The organism is Sphingomonas sp. DMC8 (assembly GCF_056314185.1).
Genome location: NZ_JBQUYV010000002.1, coordinates 200,436 through 225,780, shown reverse-complemented (window position 1 = coordinate 225,780; position 25,345 = coordinate 200,436). Strand labels below are relative to the sequence as shown.

Genomic DNA, 25,345 nt, shown 5'->3' with positions numbered 1-25,345 from the left:
GGTTCAGTCTTTCGTGATCGGGGGGACGGCGCTGGTCAGGCGCTGGAGGCGGGCCCTGGCATCGTGCCAGGCAACGAGCGCGTCGATCGCGGCGGCGCGGGTCTCCGCCAGGGTGCGTTCGGCGTCGAGCAGGTCGAGCTGGCTGAATTTGCCCTCGCGATAGCCGATCCGCGCGATACGCGCGGCCTCGACGGCACCGGCGAGCGCGGGGCCGGTGGCGTTGCGCGCATCGGCGGCGGCGTTGGCGACATCGGCTTCGGCCGAGGCGATCGCCTGTTCGGCATCGAGCTTGACCATACGCCGCCGCGCATCGGCCCGATCACGCTCGGCACGGGCCTGGGCGACGCCGGCACTGCCATTATTGAACAGGGGCAGCGGCACCGACACGCCGAACACGGCGGCAGTGTCGTTGGTCGCCTCGAGCCGGCGGGCGCCCGCGCTCAGCGTCACATCGGGAATGCGCTGCGACCGGGCCAGCCGCACCTGGGCATCGGCGGTGGTGACCTCGGCATCGGCGGCAGCGAGCGCCAACGTGCCGTCGGTTCCGGCGTGCACGCTCGGGCCTAAGCTGTCGATGCGGTCGAACCAGGCAAGGTCGAGCCCGGCCGAGACCGGGCCGCCGATAAGCCGGGCGAGCGCATCGCGCGCGACCGCTGCATCGCGCTCTGCGCGGGCCGCCGCCGCCTCGGCATTGATCCGGAGCACATCGGCACGCTGCGCCTCGATCGGCGAGGCGTGTCCCGCGCGTACCCGGACGCTTGCCGCCCGGAACGCCTCCGCGGCGATCCCCGCCCGCTCGCGCGCGACGCCAAGCCGGCGTTCGCCGGCCGCCGCCGCAATGTACGCCTGGGTGACGCGCAGCGTGAGGTCCGCCTCCGCGATCGCGGCGTCTACCCTGGCGCGCGCGCCTTGCGCCTCGGCGACGCCGAGCCGCGCCGAGCGTTTGCCGCCGAGCTCGATCGGGAGGGCGAACCCGATCGTCGTCTCCGCGCTGTCGAAGCCGCGATAGGCGCCGCTGCCGGTGACATTCTCGGTCTCGGCCTGGAGCGAAGGGTTGGGGCGCAAGCCGGCAACGGTGCGTGCCGCGCTGCTGACGCGCAGATCCGCCGAAGCGGCTTCCAGCGCGGGCGAGGTCTGCCGGGCAGCGGCGAGCGCTTCTTCAAGCGTGAGCGGCGGCGCGTCCTGCGCGGCGAGCTGGCTGGAAAAAAGAACTGCGGCGACGACGGCCGCGAACATACGGAACATGAGGATCGGTCTCCTGACGACAGGCTGAGGATTCCGCCGCAATGAAACGGCGGATGCGCGGCACGTCAGGCGATTGGAGGCCTCAGGTCGCGTGCGCCCGGTATCGCGTCGAGTTCGGTCGCGGGAGCGATCGGCCGTGCCACCGGGGATAGCGGGGTGAGCGCCATAAGTCCGCCGATCGCAGGCACGCTCAGAGGATGATTGTGACAGCTTCCATGGTGATGCGGCGCGGGGTTGTCGGCGTCGCCCGGTACTTCATCGCTGTCACCGGCGACATGCGCTCCGAGGTCGTCGGAGAGCACGACACAACCGGTCGCTTCGGACGCGTGCGCCGCGGACGTCGAAAGGCCCAGCCCCATGGTCAGGACGAGCATCAGGCCGGCGATAAGGGCGAGCGATTGCCGCATCGACCCGATTCGTAGCCGGATGCCGCCGCGATGCATAGCGGCGCGGCGCCGTTGCGCTCCCTTCCCCGCTTTCGCCATCCCCTATTTCCCTCCAAGGATCGGTTGCCCAAGCAATGCCCGCTCCGATCGCAGTTCGGCCCCTGCCTGACGCATGATCTGGACACCGCCGCTGATCCCGAGGGCGGCGAGGATCGCGGCGACGGTCAGGTCGGGCCAGCCCGTTCCGGTGCCGAATACGCCGAAGGCCGCGGCGACCACGGCGATATTGCCGATCGCATCGTTGCGCGAGCAGATCCACACCGAGCGCATATTCGCCTCGCCCGTGCGGAAGCGGTACAGGGTCAGGGCGACTGCGACATTGGCTGCCAATGCGAGCCCCCCGATGATCCCCATCGTCTCGGCCTTTGGGAGTGTGCCCGCGAACGCGGCATAACCCGTGCTGGCGATCACCCAGATGCCGAGCGCAAGCAGGGTCGCGCCCTTGAGCATCGCTGCCCGCGCGCGCCAGCTCAGCGCCAGCCCAGCGACACCCAGGCTGATCGCGTAGTTGGCGCTGTCGCCGAGAAAGTCGAGTGCGTCGGCCTTGAGCGCCGCCGAGTGCGCGGTGACGCCAGCGAAGATCTCGACGCCGAACATGGTCGCATTGACGGCCAGCGCGATCCAGACCGCGCGCCGCCAGCCTCTATCCTTGATGCGCTTCGTCTCCGCGCAGCATGATCCGCAATCCGCCATGTCGTCTCGCTTCCTGAGTCGACATGCTCTATGCACCCTCTAGTCACTAGAGGGTCAAGCGATGAAAATCGGCGAGCTGGCAAAGGCGACCGCGACCAAGGTCGAGACGATCCGCTATTATGAGCAGACCGGGCTTCTGCCGTCGCCGGCGCGGACCAGTGGCAACTATCGCAGCTATGGCGAGACGCATCTTGCGCGGCTTTCGTTCATCCGTCGTGCCCGCGATCTCGGCTTCTCGATCGAGCAGGTGCGCGCGTTGATGGCGCTTTCGGATGACCGTGATTGCGATTGCCGGACCGTCGACAGGATCGCGACCGCCCATTTGCACGAAGTGGATCGCAAGATCGCGGATCTCACCGCGCTCCGGCGCGAGCTGAGCGCGGTCATCGCATCCTGCGGGGGCGGCACCGTCGCCGAATGCCGCATCCTCGAAGCGCTGGCGCCGGCCGCCGCGGCACCCACAGGCACCGCCTGACGGCCGGCGGAGCGATCATCGCTTTGAAATCGCCGTCACCTCGCCCCCATTGCCCTCGAGCTTCAGGTCGAACGCGACCTTGTCGCCCACCTTCACCCTGTCGAGCAGCGCCGGCGCGGCCTTGAACGCCATCGTCATCGCCGGCCAGTTGGCTTCGGCGATCGGGCCATGCTCGAGCGTGACCGTGCTCGCGGCCTTGTCGATCGCCTTGACCGTGCCCGTGGCATGGGCGGTCTTCGCGATCGGCATCGCCATGTTGCCCATTTCACCGGACATATTGTCCATGCCGGTCATGCTGCCCGAGGCTTCCGCCGACGCGGTGTTGGCAGGCGCGGTCGCGTTGGTCGCCGCTTTCTCCCCGCAAGCGGCGAGCAGCGCAGCGATGCCGAACGCGGGGATCAGATAGACGGTCTTCATCATAGTCTCCTTGCAGGTTGAACGGTGGTTTGAGGAGTTTGCGCCGCGCGCCGCCGCCGCATCAGCAGCCAGGCGGCGGGGATGACGAACATCGAAAGCAGCGGCGCGGTGAGCATCCCGCCGATCATCGGGGCGGCGATGCGGCTCATTACCTCCGAGCCGGCGCCGGTGCCGACCAGGATCGGCAACAGGCCCGCGATGATCACCGCCACGGTCATGGCCTTGGGCCGGACGCGGAGCAGCGCGCCTTCGCGGACCGCCGACTGCACCGCATCCGCATCGGGATCGGGGCCGCGCTCCTCCAGCGCGTGGCGCAGATAGATCAGCATCACCACGCCGAACTCGGCCGCGACACCCGCGAGCGCGATGAACCCGACCCCGGTCGCGACCGACTGGTGATAGCCGAGCAGGTAAAGCAGCCAGAAGCCGCCGGTGAGCGCGAACGGCAGGGTGACCATGATCAGCGTCGCCTCGCCGACGCGCCTGAAGATCAGGAACAGAAGCAGGAAGATGATCGCGAGCGTTGCCGGCACGACCAGCTTGAGCCGGTCGAGCGCGCGCTGGAGATACTCGAACTGCCCCGAATAGGCGATCGACACCCCTGGCGAGAGCCTCACCTGCCGCGCCACTGCCCTTTGCAGGTCGGACACGACCGACGCCAGGTCGCGCCCGCGCACATCGACATAAACCCAGGTCGAGGGCCTCCCATTCTCGGTCTTGAGCATCGGCGGTCCGTCGGCGACGGCGATCTTCGCGACGGTACCGAGCGTGATCTGCTGGCCCGACGGCGTCAGCACCGGCAGGTCACGCAGGGCGTCGGGACTGTCGCGCAGCTCGCGCGGGTAGCGCACGCTGATCGGATAGCGCGCCAGCCCCTCGACGGTCTGGCCGATCGTCTCGCCGCCGATCGCGCCGGAGACGATCGCCTGCACATCGGCGATGTTGAGTCCGTAGCGCGCGGCCGCGCCGCGATCGATGTCGATATCGACATAGCGCCCTCCGGTAAGCCGCTCGGCGAGCGCCGAGCTGACGCCGGGAACGGTCTTCGCCACGCCTTCCACATCGCGCGCGATGCGGTCGATCTCGGCGAGATCGCTGCCCGACACCTTGACTCCGATCGGGCTCTTGATGCCGGTCGCGAGCATGTCGATGCGATTGCGGATCGGCGGCACCCAGATATTGGCGAGCCCCGGCACCTTTACCGCGCGGTCGAGCGCCTCCACGAGCTTGTCCGGCGTCATGCCCGGCCGCCACTGGTCGCGGGGCTTGAAGCGGATGGTGGTCTCGAACATCTCGAGCGGCGCCGGGTCGGTCGCGCTCTCGGCGCGCCCGGCCTTGCCGAACACGCTTTGTACCTCGGGCACCGTCTTGATCATCCGGTCGGTCTGCTGGAGCAGCTCGGACGCCTTGGCGGCCGACAGGCCCGGCAGCGCCGAGGGCATGTAGAGCAGGTCGCCCTCGTTCATCGCCGGCAGGAACTCGCCGCCCAATCGCGATGCCGGCCAGGCCGTCGTCGCGAACACCAAAGCGGCGATCACCAGCACCGTCTTAGGCCGCCTGAGCGTCCAGTCGATCGCGGGCCGATAGGCAGCGGTCAGCACGCGGTTGACCGGGTTGGCCTGCTCCGACGGAATGCGTCCGCGAATCAGCCAGCCCATCAGCACCGGCACCAAAGTCACCGACAGGATCGCCGCGGCCGCCATCGTCCAGGTCTTGGTGAAGGCGAGCGGCGCGAACAGCCGGCCTTCCTGCGCCTGGAGCGTGAACACCGGCACGAACGAGAGCGTGATAATCAGCAGGCTGAAGAACAGCGCCGGCCCGACTTCGATCGCCGCCTGGGTGATCACCCGCCAGCGTTCGGCGCCCTCCAGCTTGGCGGCCGGATGCGCCTCTTCCCAATGCTCGAGACGCTTGTGCGCGTTCTCGATCATCACGATCGCCGCATCGACCATCGCGCCGATCGCGATGGCGATGCCGCCAAGCGACATGATGTTGGCGTTAACCCCCTGGAGCCGCATCACCACGAACGCGGCGAGCACGCCGAGCGGCAAGGTCACGATCGCGACCAGCGCCGAGCGGACGTGCCAGAGGAACAGCGCGCAGACGAGCGCGACGACGACAAATTCCTCGATCAGCTTGTGGGTGAGATTGTCGATCGACGCGTCGATCAGCTGCGAGCGGTCATAGGTCGGGACGATCGCGACCCCGGCGGGCAGGCTCTTCTTCAGCTCTTCGAGCTTGCTCCGGACCGCGGCGATCGTGGCGCGCGCATCGGCGCCCGAGCGCAGGATCACGACGCCGCCCGCCACCTCGCCGTCGCCGTCCAGTTCGGCGATGCCGCGGCGCATCTCGGGGCCGACCTGGACGGTCGCGACCTCGCCCAGGGTCACCGGGACGCCGCCGGCAGAAGTCTTGAGCGGGATCGCGCGGAAGTCGTCGAGCGACTTCAGATAGCCCGAGGCGCGGACCATATATTCGGCCTCGGCCAGCTCGACGACCGCCCCGCCCGCCTCCTGGTTGGCGCGCTGGATCGCTTCGACCGCCTGGCTATGGGTGACGCCGTAGCCGGCGAGCTTCATCGGATCGAGCACGACCTGATATTGCCGGACCATGCCGCCGATGCTCGCCACCTCGGCGACACCGGGCAGGCTCTTCAGCTCGTAGCGCAGGAACCAGTCCTGGAGGCTTCGCAACTGCGACAGGTCGTGCCCGCCGGTACGGTTGACCAGTGCATATTCATAGACCCAGCCGACGCCGGTCGCGTCCGGGCCGATCGCGCTTCTTGCCGTCTCGGGCAGCCGGCCTTGCACCTGGTTGAGATATTCGAGCACCCGGCTGCGCGCCCAGTAGAGGTCGGTGCCGTCGGCGAAGATCACATAGACGAAGCTGTCGCCGAAGAAGCTGTAGCCCCTGACCGTCTTCGCGCCCGGCACCGACAGCATGGTGGTCGCCAGCGGATAGGTGACCTGGTTCTCGACGATCTGGGGTGCCTGTCCGGGGAAGCTGGTGCGGATGATCACCTGCGTGTCCGAGAGATCGGGCAGCGCATCGATCGGCGTCGCCCGCACCGCCCACAGCCCGGCGGCGACCAGCGCCAGCGCGCCGAGCATGACGAACAGCTTGTTCGCGACCGACCCTTGAATGAGGCGCGCGATCATTGGCCCGTCTCGCGCGTCACGCGTCGCAGCGTCGGCCCCTCGGGCGGCTGGTCGAAGCCGAACCGCACCCGGTCGCCGGTCTTGAACCCGCGCGCGAGCGCCGGATTGCCGAGCCGGAACGTCATGGTCATCGCCGGCCATTTGAGCGCCGGCACGGGGCCATGGCTCAAGGTGACGCCGCTTGCGTCGATCTTATCGATCCGGCCCACGCCTTCGTACAGCGCAGGCTGGGCCGCCGCCGGCGCGGTCGCGCCGCCGATGGGACGCGCGGGCACGCTCGACAGGCTCGCTTCGGAATCGAGCAGGAACTGGCCCGACGCGACGATCTTCTCGCCTTCGGAGAGGCCGGCAAGGATCTCGGTCCTGCCGCCGGCCTCGCCGCCGGTCTGCACCTCGGCGGGCTGATACCGACCGCCCGCGAGCGCCAGCATGACGAGCGTGCGCTTGCCCGTGCGGATTACCGCTTCGGATGGCACGAGCAGCGCCGGGCGGCTGCTCCCGCCGAAATCCACGCTGGCGAACATGCCGGGCCGCAGGCGCCCGCCGCGATTGGGCAGCTCGATGCGAACGGTCAGCGTGCGGCTCTCGGTCTGGACGTCGGGCAGGATCGCGGCGACGCGGCCCGTAAACCGCTCGCCGGGATAGGCGGAGAGCGTCGCGGTCGCGCCCTGGCCCGATCGGAGCTGCCCGGCCATCGCCTCGGGCACCGCCGCGTTCAGCCAAACGGTGCCCAGCCCGTTGACCTCAGCGAGCGTCTGTCCGGCAGCGATAGTCATGCCCTGTCGCACGCCGAGCGTCTTGATCGTGCCGCCGGTCGGCGTCGAAACCGTGATCACGTTGTGCGGACGGGCGCTACGCTCGACCGTGGCGATCGTGCCCGGCGGCATGCCGAGGAGCGCGAGCCGCTGGCGCGCCGCATTTGCCAGCGCGGCGTTGCCGGTGCGGCGGACCGCGAGATATTCGGCCTGGGCGCCCGCCCATTCGGGCACGAGCAGGTCGGCGAGCGGCGCGCCCGCGCCGATCATATCGCCCGGCGCGCGCGCATAGACGCGGCTGACGAAGCCTGCAGCGCGCGCCTGGATGATCGCGACGTCGCGCTGGTTGAAATCGATCGTCCCGGTGGCGGTCAGCCCGCTCGCCAGCGCGCCGCGCTCGGCGGCGACGACGCGGACGCCGAGATTCTGCACTCGCGCCGGATCGATCGCCACCCCAGCCATGCCCTCGGCATCGCCCGCATATTTGGGCACGAGCTGCATATCCATGAAGGGCGACTTGCCCGGCTTGTCGAAATGCTGGCTCGGCACCATCGGGTCGTACCAGTAGAGGACCTTGCGCCCGTCCTGGCTGGCCTGTTGCTGCGGCGCATCGGTCCGGCCAAGCTGGGCGATGCCGTAGCCAGCACCGCCCGCGACGAGCGCGATCGCCGTTGCCGCAAGCCCCAGTCGCGTGCGGTTTGAAATTCGGATCGTCATTGGTCGCTCCCATAGGTCAGCACCAGCCGCGCGGCGTCCCGTGCGACGGTGGCTTCGCGATCGAGCGCAAGCAGCGCGGCGTCCGCGAACATCGACTGTGCCTGGATCAGGTCGAGCAGGGTCGCGCGCCCGGCGGAATAGCTGACCGTCTCGAGATCGACGCGCTGGCGCGCGAGCGGCAACAGCGTGTCCTGCGCCCGCATCCACTGCTCGTGATGCATGACATGGTCGGCAAGGCTCGCATCTAGATCGGCGCGCAGCGCGCGCCGCACATCCTCGCGCTGCGCCAGCACGGCACCTTCCGTCGCGACCGCCGCGTCGATCCTCGGATCCTGACGCTTCTTGGTGAACAGCGGCAAGCTCATCGTCGCGCCGAGCGAGACCATGTCGCCATAGCCGTTGCCACGCTTCTGATAGGCGAGCTCGAATCCCCAATCGGGGCGCTTCTCGGCCCGTGCCAAGGTGACGTCCGCCTCGGCGGCGTGCACGCGCGCGATCGCGGCCGCGAGATCGGGATGCCGATCGATTGCCGCGCGCAGCGCGTCCGGATCGATCGCAAGTTCCGGAACCGCGCCTGCGACTTCGGGATCGGGGTCGCCTGTCCAGCGCGAAAGGATCGCCCGTGCCCGGGCGACTTCGGCCGCCATTTCGCTGCGGCGGTCCTCGAGGGCCGCGACCGCCTGGCGGATGTCCAGCGTCTGGGCGGGACGTGCCGAGCCCGAGGTCACGCTCGCGGCCGCCGGAGAGACATAGCCCGCAAGCGCCGCGAGCGCCTTGTCGACGGCGGCGAGGCGCCGCTCGGCATAGGCAAGGTCGATCCAGGCAAGCGCCGTCGCCACCCGCACCCGGCGCAGTTCGGCCTCGGCATCCGCTTCGGCGACGCCGATATCCGCATCGGCCTTGCCGGTGCGCGCGCGGCGCTTGGCCAAATTGGGCACGTCCTGGCTGATACCGAGCCGCGCCATCGTCATCTCGTCCCGATCGAGGCTGAACGCGGGAGGTCCCGAGATCGGATAATTGTCGAGGCCGATGCCCAGCCGGGGATCGGGCAGCTGGCCTGCGGCCGTCGCGGACGAGCGCCGGGCCGCGACATCGAGCCCGCGCGCCTTGAGCGAGGGCGCCTGCGCGGCTGCGGCGGCGAGCGCCTGGTCAAAGGTGAGCGGATCGGCGAACGCCGCGCCGGGAAGCGCCGCGAGCAGCGACGCCAGTAGAAAAATGCGCATCACGGTCTCCTGACTGGGAGCCGAGCCGGCAATGCCGGCGGGACGAACACCGCCCCGCCGGCATCGGCTCAGCCGGCCTGGCCGCGCAAGGGTGCCATGCAGTCGGCGCGATCCGCCGCCATCATCGGGCAATCGCGCGAGGCCGCCTGCACGGTATCAGCAACCCAGACGCGACGCGGGCCCGCAAGCGGCGCGCGCGGTCCAAACTGTGGCTGGACGCGCCATTCATAATGGCCGGACGTGACAGGTTGCTCGGCGGCCTGGGCAGCGGCGGGCAGGACCGTGGCCGCCGCAAGCGTCGCGGCGAGATAGGCAAAACGACTCATCGGATTCATCCTTGAACTGAATTCGTGGGTGCGCGGCACAGTGCGCCAGGGATCGGCGCGATCCCTTCCAGCGCGCAGCGACGCGTTGTTCGAAATCAGATCAGGACGGTGGGCGGCTCGGGTTCCGGGCCATAGGAACGACCGGCAAGCGGCGCAGCACGCGCCGCCAGGAACAGGATCGGTGTGGTCGGCGACAAGACGGCAGGCGCCGGGCCGTCGCCAAGCAGGACGGGCACGGTGCAACCCATCTGAGCGATGCAGGCGAGCGTCATGCCCTTGCAGGGCTGCGGCCCCTTTTCAGGCGGTTGGGACTTGGCCGGCGCCATCATCTCGGCGCAGTCCATCCCTGCCATCGCATGATCGGTTGTCGCGATGGGCTTTTCGACCGCCGCCGGCTTCGCCAGCGCCGGACCGAATGCCAACGCCGCCTGCGCACCGAACAGGCCGGTCAGGGCTCCTGCGAGGAGCAGCAAGGCAAGCAGACGTTGCACCACGCGACCTTATTCGATCTCCGTCGTGCCGGCAATCGGCACACGACTCGCCATAGGGTTTGACACCGTGTCAAGGTCAAGGCGCGGCGGCTTCCGCCCCGACATTCACTCAACTCCTTGCGAGGATCGCCTTCATCTGCTCGATCTCCTCTGCCTGCGACTGCTTGATCCGCTCGCAGAGCGCGATGATCTCAGGATCGCCAAGCTTGGCTTCGCGGCACATCAGGATTGCACCCGAATGGTGCGGGATCATCGAGCGGAGGAACTGGACGTCGCCGATCGTGGTCTGCGTGCGGATCAGCGCAAAGCTGCCGACGAAGACAAGCGCGGCGCCCACCAGCAGCGCCATATTGGCGGCCTTGGACGGAAACATGTGCCGCATCGCGAGGATCATCAGCACCACCATCGGCGCGACCATCATCAGCGTCATGTATAGCATGTTGAGGTTGTTGTAGAAGCTCCCCAGGCCGTCGATCATCACGAACATCACCAGGTACATGGCGATGGCGCTGATGATGGTCTGCAGCGCGAGGCTGGCATAGGCGTTCTTCATCATCGTTTTCCTCCTTGCCCCTTTCGACAATGATCGGGGCGCCGAAGCGCTCCGGCCGGTCGATGCCCGTCAGAACCAGAGCCGCACGCCGGCGACGAAACTCGTGCCGGTGGGTTTCTCCCCATCCGCGCGCGCGAAATCGGCGGTGCGGCCGGTCTTCGCCTCATAGGCAACGCCGACATAGGGCGCGAACCGGCGCGAGATCTCGTAGCGCAGCCTGAGACCCAGCTCGGCATCGGTCAGCCCGGCACCGATGCGGTTCTCGGGGACGTCCTGCGCCGCGAGGTTGAGTTCGACGCGCGGCTGCAGGATCAGCCGCTGGGTGATCCGCTGGTCGTAATAGCCTTCGACCCGGCCGAGCAGGTCGCCTTTGGTCGAGAGGAACAGCGCGCCCCCGACTTCGAACATATAGGGCGCGAGCCCCTCGAACCCGATTGTCGCGTAGGTGCGGTTCGGCCCGCGTCCGAAATCCTGGCGGATGCCGGCCTGGAAGTTGAAATAGGGATCGATCGCGCGGCTGTAGAGCAACTGGGCCTCCGCCTTCTCGAGCGGTTCGCCGAACGCGCCCTCGCCCTCGGACTTGAGCCAGAGGCGGTTGATGTCGCCGCCGACGAACGCCTCGCCGTCCCAGTGATAGCCGTCGCGGCCTGCGCGCGCGCGATATTCGGCGAGGTTGAACATCACCTGGTAGAAGGCCTGCCCGCCCTGCTCGCGCATCATGCGCTCGCGCGCCCGCGCCATCTCGTCCTTCGGGAACTGGCGGTCGGCATAATGGTCCATCGGCGGCGGGGGCGCCGGGGCATCGCCCGCGGGCAATGCGGTCCCGGTCATCGCCATCCCGCCATGCGCCCCGGCGGGTGCGGCGCCGTGCTGGCTATGGTCCTGCATGTCCATGCCGGGCATCGCCTCGCCGGGCTTGGCCTGGTTTGCGGCAGGCGGCGTCTGGCCCATCGCGTCATGGCCTGAATGATCCATGCCCTGCATGTCGTCGCCCGGCGCCTCGGCGGGCTTCGGCGCTGCCTTGGCAGCGGGCTTCGGGGTCGGCTTCCGGGGAGCGGGCTTTCTGGGTGCGGGCTTCTTCGGCGCCGGCTTGCTGGCGGGTGCGGGCTGCTGCATCCCCGGCATGTTCATGCCCTGATGTTGCGAATGATCCTGCGCGAGCACCGGCTGCGCGAACGCGATCGCGGTGGACGCCATGAGGGCGACGACGGGCCGGTTCATGCCGCCTCTCCCTTCGGCCGCACGCTGACGATCCGCATCATCCCCGCCTCCATGTGGTAGAGCAGGTGGCAGTGAAACGCCCAGTCGCCGACCGCGTCGGCGGTGAAATCCCAGGTTACCTTGCCGCCCGGCTGGACGATCACGGTGTGCTTGCGCGGGCCGTGGTCGCCGTGCCCGGTGACCAGCTCGAAGAAATGGCCGTGAATGTGGATCGGGTGGCTCATCATCGTGTCGTTGATGAGGTTCACCCGCACCCGCTCGCCTTCGATGAACGGGATCGGTTCGTGCTTGTCCGACATCTTCTCGCCGTCGAACGACCACATGAACCGCTCCATGTTGCCGGTCAGGTGAATGTCGATGCTGCGCGACGGCGCGCGCACGTCCGGGTTGCGGTCGAGCGCCATCAGGTCCTTGTAGACGAGTACCTTGTGCCCGACGTCCTCGAGCCCCTGGCCGGGCTCGCCGGTGCGGTCCATCGGCATCGGCGAGATCGTCTGCACGCCGGGGCCGCGCTTGATCTGCGGCGCGTTCGAGAAGTCGCGCATCTTCATCGAGCCCATGTCCATGCCGCCATGGTCCATGCCCTGCATCGCGCCGTGATCCATTCCGGGCATCGCGCCGTGGTCCATGCCGGGCATCGTGCCGTGGTCCATGCCGGGCATTGCGCCGTGATCCATGCCACCCATCGGCGCTGCGGCGCCGGTCGCGAGCCTCGCCGACGCGTTCTGCTCCGCGGTGGGATCGAGCCCGCGGGCGCCGGCGGACATGTCCATGCCTTCCATGCCGGGCATGCTCGACATGTCCATGCCCATGTCCTTCATCGTCGCGAGGGGGCGTTTCCTGAGCGGCGGCACTTCGCCGGCAATGCCGGCGCGCGGCGCAAGCGTGGCGCGCGCCATTCCCGACCGGTCGATCGCCTCGGCGACGATCGTGTACGCCTTGTCCTCCGTCGGAGTGACGATGGCGTCATAGGTCTCGGCGACCCCGATCTGGAATTCCTCGACCTCGACCGGATGCACGTTCTGGCCATCGGCCTGGACGATCGAGAGCGTAAGCCCCGGCACGCGCACGTTGAAGCTGGTCATCGCCGAGGCGTTGATGACGCGCAGCCGGACGCGCTCGCCGGGCTTGAATAGACCGGTCCAGTTGTCGCGCGGACCATGGCCGTTGACGATATAGGTGTAGGTCGAGCCGGTGACGTCGGAGATGTCGGTCGGGTCCATCCGCATGCGGCCCCAGTCGAGCCGGTCCCTCGACTTCTGGTCCTTGCCCGAGAGCAAGCCCGCAAGCGTCTGGCGCTGGAAGTTGAAATGTCCGGGATCGACCTTCATCCGGCGGAAGATCTCCTGCGGCGAAAGCGGGCTGTGGTCGGCGAGCACGAGCACATGCTCGCGGTCGTACTGGACCGGGTCGGCGCCGGCGGGATCGATGACGATCGGGCCGTAATGGCCGAGCTGCTCCTGAAGCCCCGAATGGCTGTGATACCAATAGGTGCCGTTCTGCCGGATCGGGAATTCGTAGAGGAAGCTCGATCGCGGCTTGATGCCCGGAAAGGAAACGCCGGGCACGCCGTCGAACTGTGCCGGCACCAGCAGCCCGTGCCAGTGGATCGAGCTGTCCTCGTCGAGGTCGTTGACGACGTTCAGGCGCACCGTCTGCCCCTCGCGCAGGCGAAGCAGCGGCGCGGGCACGGTGCCGTTGACCCCGATCGCCCGCATCTTGCGTCCGTCGATGGTCATGGTCTGCCGCGCGATTCGGAGCGTGATGTCCTCACCCGTCAGCGTCGGAAGCGGACGCACGATCCCCGCCGAGTTGGTCTGCGCCCAGGCGGGCATCCATGCGGCAAGGGCAAGGCCGCCTCCGGTAAGGGCGGCGCCCCGCAGCAGCTGGCGGCGGTCGATGGTGTCGGTCATGCTGTTCCCTGGATCCCGTCTTCAATCCGGACGTCTGAAAGGGCCTACGCATCACACGCGAGCGCCCCTCGGATTCGATGCAAACAAAAATGGGGTTTGACACCGTGTCAGGGTCAAGGGGTGCAGATTCAGCCTGTGCCGAGCCGCTCTGCCAGCTTCAGGCGTGCCCGGCGGATGCGGGTCTCCACCGCCTTCTCGCTGATCGCGAGGATCGCCGCAGTCTCCGCTTGGCTCAGATCCTGGAGCGTGTGCAGGACGAGCGGCTCGCGAAGTGCCGCAGGCAGATCGGCGATCGCGCGCGCGACGCGCGCCATTTCCTCGCGGTCGGCGACCTCGTCGTCCGGCAGCACGCGATCCTCGGCGACCAGGCTGCTGGCATCGTCGAGCGGGAGCGCGAAGGCAAACAGACGCCTGACCGCACGCCGGCGCCGCCAGTCGCGACATTTGTTGAGCGCGATGGTCGCAAGCCAGCGCCGCATGGGGCGGTCCGGGTCGTAGCGGACGAGCGCGCGATGTGCAGACACGAAGGTTTCCTGGACGAGGTCGAGCGCTTCGTCGGGATTCCCGATATTGCCGGCAATGATACGATAGATCGGCTCGCGGTGGCGGCGCATGATCTCGGCAAAGGCAGCGTCGCGTCCGGCAATGCTGAGCGCTGCGAGCTCGCCGTCGGTCAGGCTGGCGGGATCAAGGCTCACCGCGCGTCGACGGTCAACGCCTTCACCACCGCCTGGTCGAATTTTCGCGCCTGGTCGGGCCGGAGAATCTGCCGCATCGCGAAGATATGGGCGAGCGTCTCCTTCTGGAGCTCGCCCATTGCCGCGTGCGATGCATCGACCGCCGCGGAAACCTGGGGGCCGTTGCCATGCTCGGCCTCGATGGCACCGGCCAGCCGCGCGTTGGCGGCGCGCAACTCGAGCTCGAGCTGGCGGCGCCGTATCGCGAATTGCTGCTCGAGCGCCTCCAGCCGCGCTTCCTGGCCAGCATCGAGTTGCAGCTGATGGTGTAGGACTTCGTGCAATTCGGCGCCTTGCGCTGGCGGAGGCGCGATCAAAACGCGGCCCACCAGCACGCCGGCGATCCCCGCCAGAAAGGCGATGACCGCGATGCCAATCGCCCAGCGCGTCGGCTTCACCGGCTTGCCGTCAGCAAGGTGGACGGTGCGAGCGGGCTCGACGGCCCGAACGGCGACAAGGTGCCCTGGGCTGCTGTTGCCGGCACCGAACCGCCAGCCGCGACGCCGAGAATCAGCGCGCCGGCCGCGGCGATTGCGCCGATCCCGATTCCCTGGCGCGTGGAGTTCGTCGCCTGATGGCGGAGCCTGCCAAGCACTGCGCCTTCGATCGAATCGAGACCGGGGTGCAGCGGTGCGGCCGAGAGGCGCCGCAGGGCCGCGTCCAAATCGTGTTCCATAATCATGCTCCGCTCACCCCTTTGTCGCTCTTACGCAGGCAATCGCGCAATCCCTCAAAGAATCTGGCCGCCATGCGGATCGGAAAAAATTTCGCCGCGTTGACGAGGGTTGCGGTTGGGATCCGCGTATTCCCCGATGCCGGCACGTTGCCGGCTTTCGGAGAACCTATATGCGTTTCGCACCGATCGTCGCCGCCGCGCTGCTCGTCGCCCCGGTTGCGGCTTATGCCCACCCCAAGCTCGTTTCCGCTACGCCGGCACCGAACAGCGTCGCCGCACCGACCGCGCAGCTCAAGCTGGTCTTCTCGGAATCGCTGGTCGCCCAATTCTCGGGCGCCGATCTGGTTATGACCGAAATGCCGGGCATGAAGATGAACGCGGCGATGAAGATGCCGGCCAGGGCCGCGCTCGCAGCGGACGGCAAGACGCTGGTCGTCACGCTGCCCAAGGCGCTGCCGACCGGCAGCTACAAGCTCAGCTATCATGTCGTGTCGACCGATACGCACCGCGTCGAGGGCAATTTCAGCTTCAAGGTCAAGTAATGGCCGACATGGGCGGCATCGCGATCAGGCTCGGGCTCTATCTCGACCTGATGGCGCTGTTCGGGCTCGCCGCGTTCGCACTCTATGCGCTACGCGGCACGGAGCGGCGCTTCGATGGCGCGATCGCGCTCGACCCGTGGCTGTGGGGCAGTGCCGCGCTGGGCGTGGTGCTGTCGCTTGTCGGCCTGGTGACGCTTGCCGCCGGCATGGCGGGCGTCCCGCTCGCCTCGGTCGATCTCGCCTCCATCCAGATGATCCTGGGGGGTACAAGCATCGGCACCGCCTGGCTGGTCCGGATAGCAGCGCTCGCCCTTGCACTCGTGGCGCTATTCGCACTGCGGCGGCGGGCGGCGCTTGCCTTGACGCTCGTCGCCGCAGCCGGGGCGACGGCGCTGGCGAGCCTGGCCTGGGCCGGGCACGGCGCGATGGACGAAGGCGCGCTCGGCTGGCTCCACCTCGTCGCCGACATCGTCCATCTCTGGGCCGCCGGCATCTGGGTGGGCGCACTGGTCGCGCTGATGCTGCTCCTGTTCCGCCGGCGCGAAGCGGCGCATCCCGACCATCTCCTCCTGTCGCACCGCGTACTCGCCGGTTTCTCGCTGGTCGGTACGATCGCGGTGGGCGCGATCATCGTCTCCGGTCTGGTCAATAGCTGGCTGCTGGTCGGTCCTGCCAACGTCCTCAAGCTGCCGGAGAGCCACTACGGCCAGTTGCTGATCGCCAAGCTCGTTCTGTTCGGCGCGATGGCGGCGCTGGCTGCGGGCAACCGGTTCCGGCTGGTTCCGGCCTTCGAGCGTTCGCTCGCGGCGGCCGACCATAGGGGTGCGCTCCGCGCGCTCCGCCGCAGCCTGACGATCGAAACCGGCTGCGCGATCGCCGTGCTGGCACTGGTTGCCTGGCTGGGCACGCTCGAGCCGCCTGCGTCCACGATGGGATTGCCCGGCTGAATAGGGGGTCTTGACCCTGACATGATGTCAGACCCTATCTGCAGTGGCGTTGGAGGAATCGACACATGAATCACGACCACCACGCCCATCACGATCACGCCAGGACCTGCTGCGCCGGCCATGGCGCCTCCGCGGCGGACGCCGCGGCGCAGGTCAAGGATCCGGTCTGCGGCATGACCGTCGACCCCGCCACGACCCCGCATCATGCATGGCATGACGGCGCGGAATTCCATTTCTGCAGCGCCGGCTGCCGGACCAAGTTCCTGGCCGACCCCGAGCGCTACCTTGGCGACACGCCGCGCCCCGAGCCCGAGGCCACACCCGGCGCGATCTGGACCTGCCCGATGCATCCGCAGATCCGGCGCGAAGGCCCCGGCACCTGCCCGATCTGCGGCATGGCGCTCGAGCCAGAGGCGCCGACGCTCGACGACAGGCCCAACCCCGAACTCGTCGACTTCACGCGCCGGCTTTGGGTCTCGGCGATCTTGAGCGTGCCGCTGCTCGCGGTGTCGATGGGCGCGGAAATGCTCGGACTGCATCTGGTCAGCCCGATGGCCTCGCCCTGGGTCCAACTCGCGCTGACCGCGCCGATCGTGCTGTGGGGCGGCCTCCCCTTCTTCGAGCGCGGCTGGGCGTCGCTCAAGTCGCGCCACTACAACATGTTCACGCTCATCGCGCTCGGCGTCGGCGCGGCGTTCCTCTACAGCCTGGTCGCGACGGTCGCGCCGCAGCTCTTCCCGCCAAGCTTCCGCCAGCACGGCATGATGGTACCGGTCTATTACGAGGCCGCGGGTGTGGTGGTGACGCTCGTTCTGCTCGGGCAGGTGCTCGAATTGCGCGCTCGCGCCGCCACCGGACGCGCCATCCGCGCGCTGATGGATCTGGCGCCCAAGCTCGCGCGCCGGATCGGCGCGGACGGTAGCGAGTCCGAAGTGACGCTCGCCGATATCGTCGCCGGCGACCGGTTGCGCGTGCGCCCGGGCGAGGCCGTGCCGGTCGACGGGATCGTGCTCGAGGGCCGCTCGTCGGTCGATGAGTCGATGCTGACCGGCGAGCCCGCGCCTGTCCTCAAGGAAGCCGGGGCGCAGCTCACTGGCGGCACGGTCAACGGCACCGGCAGTCTGGTCATCGAGGCGCGCGCGGTCGGCTCGGACACGGTGCTCGCGCGCATCGTCAAGATGGTCGCCGAGGCGCAGCGCAGCCGCGCCCCGATCCAGGCGGTCGCCGACAGCATCTCGGGCTGGTTCGTGCCGCTGGTCGTGCTGATCGCGATTCTGGCCCTCGTGGTCTGGAACCTCGTCGGTCCGGAGCCCGCCTTCGGTCACGCGCTCCTCAACGCAATCGCCGTGCTGATCATCGCCTGTCCCTGTGCGCTCGGCCTCGCCACCCCGATGTCGGTGATGGTCGGCACAGGACGCGGCGCCCATGCCGGGGTGCTGATCAAGAACGCCGAGGCGCTCCAGGCGCTCGAAAAGGTCGACACGCTGGTGATCGACAAGACCGGTACGCTGACCGAGGGCCGGCCGAAGCTGGTCGCGGTCGAGCCCGTCGCAGACACGGCCGAGGACGCGCTGCTCGCGGCGGCGGCTGCGGTGGAAAGCCGCTCGGAGCATCCGCTCGCCCATGCCATCGTCGAGGCGGCCGAGGCGCGCGGGTTGACGCTTGAGGGCGTCGAGGAATTCGACTCGCAGACCGGCCTCGGCATCAGCGGGCGCGTCGGCGGGCGCACGGTCGTGGTTGGCAACGCCGCCCAGATGCGCCGGGTCGGCGCCGATCCCGTGCCGCTCGAGGCTGCCGCCGAACGGCATCGCAGCAGCGGCGCAGGCGTGATGCTGGTCGCGATCGACGGCAAGGTCGCCGGACTGCTCGCGGTCGCCGACCCGATCAAGGAAACGGCGCGGGGCGCGATCGCGGCGCTTCATGCCGAAGGGCTGCGCATCGTCATGCTAACCGGCGACAGCCGCGGCACGGCCGAGGCGATCGCTCGCACGATCGGCGGCATCGACGAGGTGCATGCCGACCTTCGCCCCGAGGACAAGGCGCGGATCGTCGGCGAGCTCAAGGCCAAGGGCGCGCGCGTCGCCATGGCCGGCGATGGCATCAACGACGCCCCCGCGCTCGCCGCCGCCGATGTCGGCGTGGCGATGGGGACCGGCACCGACGTCGCCATCGAAAGTGCGGGCATGACGCTGACCAAGGGGGATCTCTCGGCGATGGTGCGCGCGCGCCGGCTCGCCCATGCGACGATGGCGAACATCCGCCAGAACCTGTTCTTCTCTTTCCTGTTCAACGGCATCGGCGTGCCGGTAGCAGCCGGCGTGCTCTATCCGGTGGCGGGCATCCTGATGTCGCCGATGTTCGCCGGCGCCGCGATGGCGCTGTCGAGTTTCACGGTCGTCCTCAATGCGCTGCGGCTCAACACGGTGAAGCTGTGAATATCGGGCAGGCCTCCAAGGCGAGCGGCGTCTCGCAGCGGATGATCCGGCATTATGAGAAGCTCGACCTGATCCCGGCGCCCCCTCGCCGGGACAGCGGATATCGCGACTATTCGGAAGCCGATCTCCACCGGTTGCGCTTCATCGCCAATGCGCGCGATCTGGGGTTCCCGATCGAGGAGATCCGCGTGCTGCTCGACCTGTGGAACGACCGCAGCCGGGCGAGCGCCGAGGTCAAGGCGCTGGCAACGGCCCGCGCCGAGGAATTGCAGCGCAAGGCCGCTGCGCTGGAGGCGATGCGGCGCACGCTGGTCGATTTGGCCGAGCGCTGCCATGGCGACGCGCGCCCGGACTGCCCGATCATCGAGGAACTGGCCCGCGATAGCTAGAGCGCACGCCGCTCAGGCCGCGATCGGCAGCAGCGGCACGACGGCGCGTGCCACGAGCTCGTCCAGGCCTTCGGTGATCCAGCGCGAATAATGCCGCTCGATCATCGCGACCGAGGTGTCGTGGAGGGCCGCGACCAGCCGGATCGGCAGTCCCGCGCGAAGCCCCCGCACGATCGAGCTATGCCTTAGCGCATAGGGGATGATCGCGGCCGGCAGCCCCGCATCGGCGACCGCGCGCTTCCACATCCGGGTCATTTCGGAGGGCGCGCTCCAGGGCGCGCGGTCGACGCGCTCCCATTCCATCGGGCCGGTCTGGCGGTGGCGCCAATGTTCGAGCAGCGGCGCGGAGAGCGCCCTGCCCTCTGTCACCGGCCGCAGCGCGGCGAGCGTGTCGGCGCCCACCTGCACCCGGATATATTGGAGCTGGCGCTTGCGGCCCTTGAAGGATTGCGGGATCATCAGCCGCGAATGCTCGGCCTGGACGTCGCCGACGCTCATGCGGGCGAGCTGCGAGAAGCGCGCGCCGGTGGCGGCAAGCAGCACGACCAGCCGCCCGAAATCCTCCTCGAGCGCGATCGATGCCGCGATGATGCGGCGGACCTGGTCGTCGCTGAGGATCTGGTTGTCGCGCGCGGTGGTGATCAGCACTTCGGGGGTGTCGATCTTGAGGCCGTATTTGATCGTGGTCGGCAAGTCGGCCGGCAGCACTTTCCGATGCTCGACGAAGGCCGCGTTGAGCGCGGCCTTCAAATCGTTGACGATGCGCTGGATGCTGGACGGCTTCTTGCGGGCGAGGCGCAGCTGCCAGGCGCGCAGGTCGCTTTCGCTCAGCGCCGCCATCGTCACCGAGGACAGCTTCAGGTCTTCGAGCACGAAGCTGGTGAGCTTGTAATGGGCGTCGGAATTGAGGGGGCGCCCGGCCTGGCTGGAGCGGCGCGCATCGCGCATCGCGACATAGGCGCTGACCACGTCGCCGACGGTCATTTCGGGATCGCTGGTGGCCGCGGGTCCGTTGAGCTCGATCTCGATCCAGTGCAGGGCCGCATCGAAGGCCTGTTTGTAGCTGAGGATGTCGCGGCCATTGGCCTCGCGCACGTCGTCGGCCTCGCCGAGCGTGCCCGTCACATAGGCCAGCGTTTCGGGGTCGTGGTACCGGGCGATCCAGGCGCCTTTCAACTTGCCGCGATAATAGCCGAGGAACTGGCCCTGCGAGAGCTGGCGCCAATAGGGCCGCTTGCGCGGGCTCAGCCGCGCACGGGCGGTGCGGTCCTGTATCCGGGCTTCGACGGCGGAACGAGCCATGAGACAAGCGGGCCTCGATTTTTTCTCTCTTATCCTAGCCGGATTTGCCCGGATCGGCAAGGATGCAACTTCGCTAAGGTATTGTAATCATTAGCGTCCGAGGACGTCCGAACACGTTTTGTTCTATGGCTTTCACGGCTGAAACACGGGTTCGATTCCCGTAGGGGTCACCAACTTGCCTTCCCAAGGCATTCCAGAACATGCCATAACTGGCTGTTTTCTGCGGGTTTTTGGTGGTATAAGTCTCTCATTCAAGCTGGCAGAATGCCACTACATACCAGCAAGCTGATGGTATTTTTGATGGCATGTGCCGGTCGCTTCGACGGGAGATACCATCATGGCGCTTTCGGTGGCTGCCATCAAAGCCGCAGAGATTCGCGGCAAGGCTTACAAGCTAAGCGATAGAGACGGGCTCTACCTGCTCGTGACACCATCCGGCGGACGCTATTGGCGGATGAACTATCGTCATTATGGGAAGCAAAAGACCCTCGCTTTCGGGGTTTGGCCCGACACCGGCTTGGCAGAGGCACGCGCCGAATGTGATGCCGCGCGGAAAGTGCTGGCCCGCGGCGAAGATCCCGCCGAGCGGATCAAACTCGATCGGGTAGCGGCGACCGTCGCTGCCTCCAAAAGCTTCGAAGCGGTCGCGGACGAATGGCTCTCCAAGGTTGAAAAGGAAGGCCGCTCGCCGGTCACGATGAAGAAGCTGCGCTGGCTTCTCGGTTTCATCAACGCGTCGATCGGCAAGCGCCCGATCGCTGCGATCTCCGCACAGGAGCTGCTTCTGATGCTGCGGAAGATGGAAGGCAACGCGCGTTACGAGACGGCGAAGCGACTCCGCAGCACCTGTTCGCAGGTATTTCGCTATGCGATTGCGACCGCCCGCGCCGAGCGCGACGTCGCCGCCGACCTCCGCGGCGCACTGATCGCGCCCAAGCCAGCACATCGCGCCGCAATTACCACGCCAAGGGCCGCAGGAGAGCTTCTGAGGGCCATAGAGGGCTTCCAGGGGCAGCCGAACACCCTCGCGGCGCTGCGGCTCCTGCCACACGTCTTCGTGCGCCCTGGCGAGCTACGTTTCGCAGAATGGCAGGATTTCGATCTGGAACGGGCGATCTGGACCATTCCGCCGCACAAGACGAAGATGCGGCGAGCCCATGCGACCCCCCTCTCCCGCCAGGCGCTCGCGATCCTTGCCTTGATCGAGCACGACGCAGACTATAGCAGCTATCTCTTCCCATCCCTCCGCTCCATCCGAAAGCCGATGTCGGAGAACACGATCAATGTAGCACTCCGCCGGATGGGATATGCGCAGGACGAAATGACCGGCCACGGCTTCCGCGCAATGGCGGCCACGCTGCTAAACGAAATGGGTCTATGGCACCCCGACGCCGTCGAACGACAGCTCGCGCACTGCGACAACAATGCCGTCCGCCGCGCATACACACGAGGCGAGTATTGGGACGAACGCGTGCGCATGATGCAGCACTGGTCCGACCACCTAGATTTCCTGCGCGACGGTGCGAAGGTGTTGAACGGGAAGTTCGGACAAGCGGCTGAGAATCGAGGTTAGCCGGATGGGAGAAGCCGCCACCGCCGATCAGCAGCACGCGGAGGCCGCAGTCGACCAGAGCCAGTCGTTCAACCCTGTTCCAACGAATGACTTGTTCTGATGAAAACTGCCGTTTTGGCCGCCGCAAGGTTGTCGATAGAACGCTGCTTTAAGGTTTTGCATCGACCTCCCGGCGGCCCGATCGGGCTGTAAGCCTGCTTCTGGTTGACTTATACCGCCAGTTCGCCAGGCAGCTAACGCGCTGCCACTGAGGGGCTATCGCCATTTGCGTCTCTAAACAGTGGCAGTCCCATTATTTCCCGATCCTTGTCCGAACCGTAGTTGCGGACGGCTGATCGCAAAGCACGGTCAAGCTCGTCTTGAAACTCAGATTTCACACGAGTGAGAGGGTTATTCGTCCAGAATGGCCCCAAATTTCGCTTTGCAGCTTCGTTGCAGAGCTTCTGCATTTCGCTTTCAACCCAGTTGAAAAAGATACGAGCGATCTCCTTACGAGTCCTAAACTTAGTTACAAGATTCCTCTCAGAATAAACCTGCTTCATTGATGTTTTTACCTGCTGCCAGACTACGTCGTCGTAGATAAAGGTGTCAAATATCGTAGTTTCAATGAACACAAATCTCGCAACTAGGTCCCGTACGATATATCCACACAATCTCGAAGGCACTAGAACACTGTCGGCGCCATAGTCCTGATGAGATCGAGAAAAGCACAGCCTACCCGCAATGAGGTCAGTAATAACTTTGTCTGTAATGCGTTTGCTAAAGCCGAGCTTCTCAAGAGAGGTTACAATCTCTCCGGCCTCTAAGCCCTGAAAGGCTTTCGTCGACGCTGCCCAAACTAACGCCGACATGATATAGAGGCGTAGAAATTGACTCTCCGACCGTCCCGTTTTTGCGTCGAATGGATTGATGAACGGCGAGAACTCATCGCGATAGATCGACTGATTTCCGAACATGATAGCACGCATTGCCTCATGAACAGGGAATTGATAGCGACGGGTGTTTTGAAAAGCCAAGTACGACTTGTAGGAGGTAGAGTATCCAAACTGGAGAAATTGCTTGGTCATGCTAAGCGCCAAGCGCACATCACCAGTCGCAGAAACTTCTATTAGATTGCCAACCTCGGTGCCTAACACGCTAGCGCTAAGCATGTCGATGACAGTCGACGCATCCGTCACAGTGACCCGGGCCCCACCATCGCTGGTCATCTCGAACTTTTTGCCCTTGAGCAGATGTTCAGCTATCGCAAAGCGCTTAGATAGCACTGATTGAATATGTGGCGCGTCGATATATATGGCGTCAAAAGTAAAAGCATCAAATACGGCCGAAGACCTGTTTTTAACGTAGGTCGCGTCGCGCATTGCGAGGACTAGATTCATTCCAGCCTCTCTGGCGATAGCCACAGCTTCGAGAAAAATATTCTCTTGGATGTTGGCGTCTTCCTGTTGGTCGACGTTATCAATGACAAGAAAAAGTGGCGTATTCCCCGAGATGTAGGAAAGTATTCTCTTGCAATAAGGAGCCTTGGCTTCGTAATCCCTCATTAGGATTTCGGCTATCTTTGCGTCGATCGCCTCCTGATTGCCCTTCATAACGGCCAACGGTCCTCGCATCAACGCCTTCATCTCATCCGCGTAAGCCTTCTTTATAGTTTTCTCGTAGTCACCTAGAACTGTATTTTCAGAGATGTACTTGAAGATGGAATCAAATATGTAATCTCTGGGGTTGATGGATTTAGAATAATCTCTGAAATCTATATACAACCAATGAGCTTGCGGTTCTGTATGCGTCTGGTTAAAAAAGTCTTTTCCACTCACCTTTTCTACATAGTTTAAAAAGGTGGTTTTGCCCGCACCCACTAAGCCTAGTGCCAACAAGGCCACGGGCTGGCTCTGAATACGAGTTGAGAGAATCTTTTCTGCTGCCGGTCTGACGCCGGCCCGTCCAACTGGCCTGATTGGGCGCGTATTGATCACCTGTGCACGCCTCAGAACGGCCATTTTCACCCGGTCATCAAACTTAATTCGGTCGGCTGTTTCGACGTAGGCCTTTTCAAGTAGCGCGGGATTCTTCGAAACCAGTTCTTCTGAGAACGCAGTTACAATCTCGTCCTCGATACTGGAAAACATGGTCGTCCGATTAATCTTGGAGAACGACGTGTCGTAAATCTTGTTGAGGCGGCGGTTTTCCAGCTGATTGCTATCTCCGCCAAGTAGTTCGCGCTCTAGTGAACCGTCGATAACCGAATCTCGTGAGAGTAGCGCAGAGAACTCCTCAGCGTCGGAGTCGAGCGCCGTTTCGGCGTCCGGAAAAATCACTGCGTATGTGTCTTCGAAGCTGACTAAGTCACGCCGGTTTATCGGGAAGATTATCCAAGCATCGCCGTTCGTTACGGCGCAAAAGCCCACGCCCTTCTTTCGGCCATAATCTCGCGCCTGTATGATCGCCTTCTTCAAATCGCCTGTCATCCATGACCCTTTGAGTGCGGCACGGCGGCGAGAGGGAAGCTTCGAGAAGTCTACCTGAGCGCGTTTGGCCTCCACAAGCAGCGAGGTCTGGGCGGTTTTGATCAAGTAATCCAAGTAGAAGTCCGCTCCATCTTCCGAGACCCGTTCCTCGTGATGGAAGTCGTTCTTATCCCAACCCAGAATGGAACAGAGCACGTCGTCGATCACTTTGAATCGCGTATCGGCTTCATTCCCGCCGCTGGTGCGAATGTCGCTCAACCGGTCGATGAGCTCCTTTGATTGCTTCACGGTCATCAGTTCCTCGAAAGCGGCTGTTGGCCGCAGGCGGCCAGAGATCGCGTAACATGGTCCTGCTGCCAAGCCTCCTGTCAAGCTAGGCCTGCGTGAGCTATCGAATGTCTGACATCCTGAAGCCGACATTTCGCAGACAACCCAGTTGCAGCTGCCCTGCGAAGGCTATCCAGCGAACGCTGAATGTCGGCTCGCGCCAGGAGTTGACGTTCAGGCCGGAACTCGGAAAAGGCGGCTTTGTCCCAAGACACGTCGGTGGCGGTTTCCCGTGCGCGGTGGTCACGTACCGCCCCGAGATGGCGCTCCGGTAGTGGCTGCCCGAGCTCCCGCTCCGGTCGACGCTTTCGCGGAC

23 protein-coding genes are annotated in these 25,345 nt (G+C 66.0%); 6 read left to right on the top strand and 17 right to left on the bottom strand.

Annotation, left to right across the window (positions count from 1 at the left end; translation table 11 throughout):
* Positions 1 to 3 precede the first annotated feature (3 nt).
* From ACT53K_RS05070 to ACT53K_RS05060, 3 genes are all read right to left on the bottom strand, one after another.
* Positions 4 to 1,245, bottom strand: coding sequence for a TolC family protein (locus ACT53K_RS05070; protein ID WP_476227469.1), 1,242 nt, complete (start codon positions 1,243 to 1,245; stop codon positions 4 to 6).
* A gap of 65 nt (positions 1,246 to 1,310) precedes the next feature.
* On the bottom strand, positions 1,311 to 1,730 hold the full coding sequence (locus ACT53K_RS05065; RefSeq protein WP_476227468.1) for a hypothetical protein: 420 nt from the start codon (positions 1,728 to 1,730) through the stop codon (positions 1,311 to 1,313).
* Positions 1,731 to 1,733: 3 nt separating this feature from the next.
* Entirely contained in the window at positions 1,734 to 2,384 is a 651-nt protein-coding gene (locus tag ACT53K_RS05060) for a cation efflux transmembrane domain-containing protein (RefSeq protein WP_476227467.1), read from the bottom strand.
* Between the two features lie 61 nt (positions 2,385 to 2,445).
* Between ACT53K_RS05060 and ACT53K_RS05055 the strand changes: the two genes are divergently transcribed.
* A complete protein-coding gene (locus tag ACT53K_RS05055) occupies positions 2,446 to 2,859 on the top strand; it encodes a MerR family transcriptional regulator (RefSeq protein WP_476227466.1) in 414 nt (137 codons plus the stop codon).
* A 15-nt stretch (positions 2,860 to 2,874) separates the two neighbouring features.
* Here the strand turns inward: ACT53K_RS05055 and ACT53K_RS05050 are convergent, their stop codons facing one another.
* From ACT53K_RS05050 to ACT53K_RS04995, 12 genes are all read right to left on the bottom strand, one after another.
* Complete coding sequence (locus tag ACT53K_RS05050) at positions 2,875 to 3,276, bottom strand: copper-binding protein (protein ID WP_476227465.1); 402 nt, start codon at positions 3,274 to 3,276, stop codon at positions 2,875 to 2,877.
* A complete protein-coding gene (locus tag ACT53K_RS05045) occupies positions 3,276 to 6,434 on the bottom strand; it encodes an efflux RND transporter permease subunit (RefSeq protein WP_476227464.1) in 3,159 nt (1,052 codons plus the stop codon). Before ACT53K_RS05045 ends, ACT53K_RS05050 begins: the two co-directional genes overlap by 1 nt.
* Positions 6,431 to 7,906 (bottom strand): efflux RND transporter periplasmic adaptor subunit, encoded by a 1,476-nt coding sequence (locus ACT53K_RS05040; protein WP_476227463.1) that lies wholly within the window; start codon positions 7,904 to 7,906, stop codon positions 6,431 to 6,433. Before ACT53K_RS05040 ends, ACT53K_RS05045 begins: the two co-directional genes overlap by 4 nt.
* Positions 7,903 to 9,129: a TolC family protein gene (locus ACT53K_RS05035; RefSeq protein WP_476227462.1), complete on the bottom strand. Its 1,227-nt coding sequence runs from the start codon at positions 9,127 to 9,129 to the stop codon at positions 7,903 to 7,905. The genes ACT53K_RS05040 and ACT53K_RS05035 overlap by 4 nt, the downstream gene beginning before the upstream one ends.
* A 68-nt stretch (positions 9,130 to 9,197) precedes the next feature.
* Positions 9,198 to 9,455 (bottom strand): hypothetical protein, encoded by a 258-nt coding sequence (locus ACT53K_RS05030; RefSeq protein ID WP_476227461.1) that lies wholly within the window; start codon positions 9,453 to 9,455, stop codon positions 9,198 to 9,200.
* A gap of 95 nt (positions 9,456 to 9,550) precedes the next feature.
* Positions 9,551 to 9,946 (bottom strand): hypothetical protein, encoded by a 396-nt coding sequence (locus ACT53K_RS05025; protein WP_476227460.1) that lies wholly within the window; start codon positions 9,944 to 9,946, stop codon positions 9,551 to 9,553.
* Between the two features lie 109 nt (positions 9,947 to 10,055).
* Positions 10,056 to 10,502: a DUF305 domain-containing protein gene (locus tag ACT53K_RS05020; protein WP_476227459.1), complete on the bottom strand. Its 447-nt coding sequence runs from the start codon at positions 10,500 to 10,502 to the stop codon at positions 10,056 to 10,058.
* A 66-nt stretch (positions 10,503 to 10,568) separates the two neighbouring features.
* Positions 10,569 to 11,720 carry a copper resistance protein B gene (locus tag ACT53K_RS05015; protein WP_476227458.1) on the bottom strand — a complete coding sequence of 384 codons (1,152 nt, stop codon included), beginning with the start codon at positions 11,718 to 11,720 and terminating at the stop codon, positions 10,569 to 10,571.
* Positions 11,717 to 13,633 (bottom strand): copper resistance system multicopper oxidase, encoded by a 1,917-nt coding sequence (locus ACT53K_RS05010; protein ID WP_476227457.1) that lies wholly within the window; start codon positions 13,631 to 13,633, stop codon positions 11,717 to 11,719. Before ACT53K_RS05010 ends, ACT53K_RS05015 begins: the two co-directional genes overlap by 4 nt.
* 128 nt (positions 13,634 to 13,761) lie before the next feature.
* Complete coding sequence (locus ACT53K_RS05005; protein WP_476227456.1) at positions 13,762 to 14,331, bottom strand: RNA polymerase sigma factor; 570 nt, start codon at positions 14,329 to 14,331, stop codon at positions 13,762 to 13,764.
* A complete protein-coding gene (locus ACT53K_RS05000) occupies positions 14,328 to 14,768 on the bottom strand; it encodes a periplasmic heavy metal sensor (RefSeq protein WP_476227455.1) in 441 nt (146 codons plus the stop codon). Before ACT53K_RS05000 ends, ACT53K_RS05005 begins: the two co-directional genes overlap by 4 nt.
* Positions 14,765 to 15,046, bottom strand: a complete 282-nt coding sequence (locus ACT53K_RS04995; RefSeq protein ID WP_476227454.1) for a hypothetical protein — start codon at positions 15,044 to 15,046, stop codon at positions 14,765 to 14,767. The genes ACT53K_RS05000 and ACT53K_RS04995 overlap by 4 nt, the downstream gene beginning before the upstream one ends.
* 170 nt (positions 15,047 to 15,216) lie before the next feature.
* Here ACT53K_RS04995 and copC point away from each other — a divergent pair, with 170 nt between their 5' ends.
* From copC to cueR, 4 genes are all read left to right on the top strand, one after another.
* On the top strand, positions 15,217 to 15,588 hold the full coding sequence (copC, locus tag ACT53K_RS04990) for a copper homeostasis periplasmic binding protein CopC (RefSeq protein ID WP_476227453.1): 372 nt from the start codon (positions 15,217 to 15,219) through the stop codon (positions 15,586 to 15,588).
* The gene (gene copD, locus ACT53K_RS04985; RefSeq protein WP_476227452.1) at positions 15,588 to 16,535 is read left to right on the top strand and encodes a copper homeostasis membrane protein CopD; all 948 of its coding nucleotides are present in this window, start codon (positions 15,588 to 15,590) and stop codon (positions 16,533 to 16,535) included. Before copC ends, copD begins: the two co-directional genes overlap by 1 nt.
* 65 nt (positions 16,536 to 16,600) lie before the next feature.
* On the top strand, positions 16,601 to 18,970 hold the full coding sequence (locus ACT53K_RS04980; protein ID WP_476227451.1) for a heavy metal translocating P-type ATPase: 2,370 nt from the start codon (positions 16,601 to 16,603) through the stop codon (positions 18,968 to 18,970).
* Positions 18,967 to 19,359 (top strand): Cu(I)-responsive transcriptional regulator, encoded by a 393-nt coding sequence (cueR, locus tag ACT53K_RS04975; RefSeq protein WP_476227450.1) that lies wholly within the window; start codon positions 18,967 to 18,969, stop codon positions 19,357 to 19,359. Before ACT53K_RS04980 ends, cueR begins: the two co-directional genes overlap by 4 nt.
* Positions 19,360 to 19,371: 12 nt before the next feature.
* On the opposite strand, the gene ACT53K_RS04970 is transcribed toward cueR, so the two are convergent.
* Positions 19,372 to 20,661, bottom strand: coding sequence for a tyrosine-type recombinase/integrase (locus tag ACT53K_RS04970; protein WP_476227449.1), 1,290 nt, complete (start codon positions 20,659 to 20,661; stop codon positions 19,372 to 19,374).
* Between the two features lie 337 nt (positions 20,662 to 20,998).
* Here ACT53K_RS04970 and ACT53K_RS04965 point away from each other — a divergent pair, with 337 nt between their 5' ends.
* Entirely contained in the window at positions 20,999 to 22,234 is a 1,236-nt protein-coding gene (locus ACT53K_RS04965) for a tyrosine-type recombinase/integrase (protein ID WP_476227448.1), read from the top strand.
* Positions 22,235 to 22,467: 233 nt separating this feature from the next.
* Here the strand turns inward: ACT53K_RS04965 and ACT53K_RS04960 are convergent, their stop codons facing one another.
* Complete coding sequence (locus ACT53K_RS04960) at positions 22,468 to 24,996, bottom strand: hypothetical protein (protein ID WP_476227447.1); 2,529 nt, start codon at positions 24,994 to 24,996, stop codon at positions 22,468 to 22,470.
* Positions 24,997 to 25,345: the final 349 nt, after the last annotated feature.

What these genes read in the sequence shown, in the direction of transcription:
- ACT53K_RS04965 (WP_476227448.1), top strand. Translation starts at nt 20,999, where the DNA reads ATGGCGCTTTCGGTGGCTGCCATCAAAGCCGCAGAGATTCGCGGCAAG.
- ACT53K_RS05070 (WP_476227469.1), bottom strand. Translation starts at nt 1,245, where the DNA reads ATGTTCCGTATGTTCGCGGCCGTCGTCGCCGCAGTTCTTTTTTCCAGC.
- copD (WP_476227452.1), top strand. Translation starts at nt 15,588, where the DNA reads ATGGCCGACATGGGCGGCATCGCGATCAGGCTCGGGCTCTATCTCGAC.
- ACT53K_RS04995 (WP_476227454.1), bottom strand. Translation starts at nt 15,046, where the DNA reads ATGGAACACGATTTGGACGCGGCCCTGCGGCGCCTCTCGGCCGCACCG.
- ACT53K_RS05060 (WP_476227467.1), bottom strand. Translation starts at nt 2,384, where the DNA reads ATGGCGGATTGCGGATCATGCTGCGCGGAGACGAAGCGCATCAAGGAT.
- ACT53K_RS05035 (WP_476227462.1), bottom strand. Translation starts at nt 9,129, where the DNA reads ATGCGCATTTTTCTACTGGCGTCGCTGCTCGCGGCGCTTCCCGGCGCG.
- ACT53K_RS04960 (WP_476227447.1), bottom strand. Translation starts at nt 24,996, where the DNA reads ATGACCGTGAAGCAATCAAAGGAGCTCATCGACCGGTTGAGCGACATT.
- ACT53K_RS04970 (WP_476227449.1), bottom strand. Translation starts at nt 20,661, where the DNA reads ATGGCTCGTTCCGCCGTCGAAGCCCGGATACAGGACCGCACCGCCCGT.
- ACT53K_RS05055 (WP_476227466.1), top strand. Translation starts at nt 2,446, where the DNA reads ATGAAAATCGGCGAGCTGGCAAAGGCGACCGCGACCAAGGTCGAGACG.
- ACT53K_RS04980 (WP_476227451.1), top strand. Translation starts at nt 16,601, where the DNA reads ATGAATCACGACCACCACGCCCATCACGATCACGCCAGGACCTGCTGC.
- ACT53K_RS05040 (WP_476227463.1), bottom strand. Translation starts at nt 7,906, where the DNA reads ATGACGATCCGAATTTCAAACCGCACGCGACTGGGGCTTGCGGCAACG.
- ACT53K_RS05020 (WP_476227459.1), bottom strand. Translation starts at nt 10,502, where the DNA reads ATGATGAAGAACGCCTATGCCAGCCTCGCGCTGCAGACCATCATCAGC.
- ACT53K_RS05045 (WP_476227464.1), bottom strand. Translation starts at nt 6,434, where the DNA reads ATGATCGCGCGCCTCATTCAAGGGTCGGTCGCGAACAAGCTGTTCGTC.
- ACT53K_RS05050 (WP_476227465.1), bottom strand. Translation starts at nt 3,276, where the DNA reads ATGAAGACCGTCTATCTGATCCCCGCGTTCGGCATCGCTGCGCTGCTC.
- ACT53K_RS05065 (WP_476227468.1), bottom strand. Translation starts at nt 1,730, where the DNA reads ATGGCGAAAGCGGGGAAGGGAGCGCAACGGCGCCGCGCCGCTATGCAT.
- ACT53K_RS05015 (WP_476227458.1), bottom strand. Translation starts at nt 11,720, where the DNA reads ATGAACCGGCCCGTCGTCGCCCTCATGGCGTCCACCGCGATCGCGTTC.
- ACT53K_RS05030 (WP_476227461.1), bottom strand. Translation starts at nt 9,455, where the DNA reads ATGAGTCGTTTTGCCTATCTCGCCGCGACGCTTGCGGCGGCCACGGTC.
- ACT53K_RS05010 (WP_476227457.1), bottom strand. Translation starts at nt 13,633, where the DNA reads ATGACCGACACCATCGACCGCCGCCAGCTGCTGCGGGGCGCCGCCCTT.
- copC (WP_476227453.1), top strand. Translation starts at nt 15,217, where the DNA reads ATGCGTTTCGCACCGATCGTCGCCGCCGCGCTGCTCGTCGCCCCGGTT.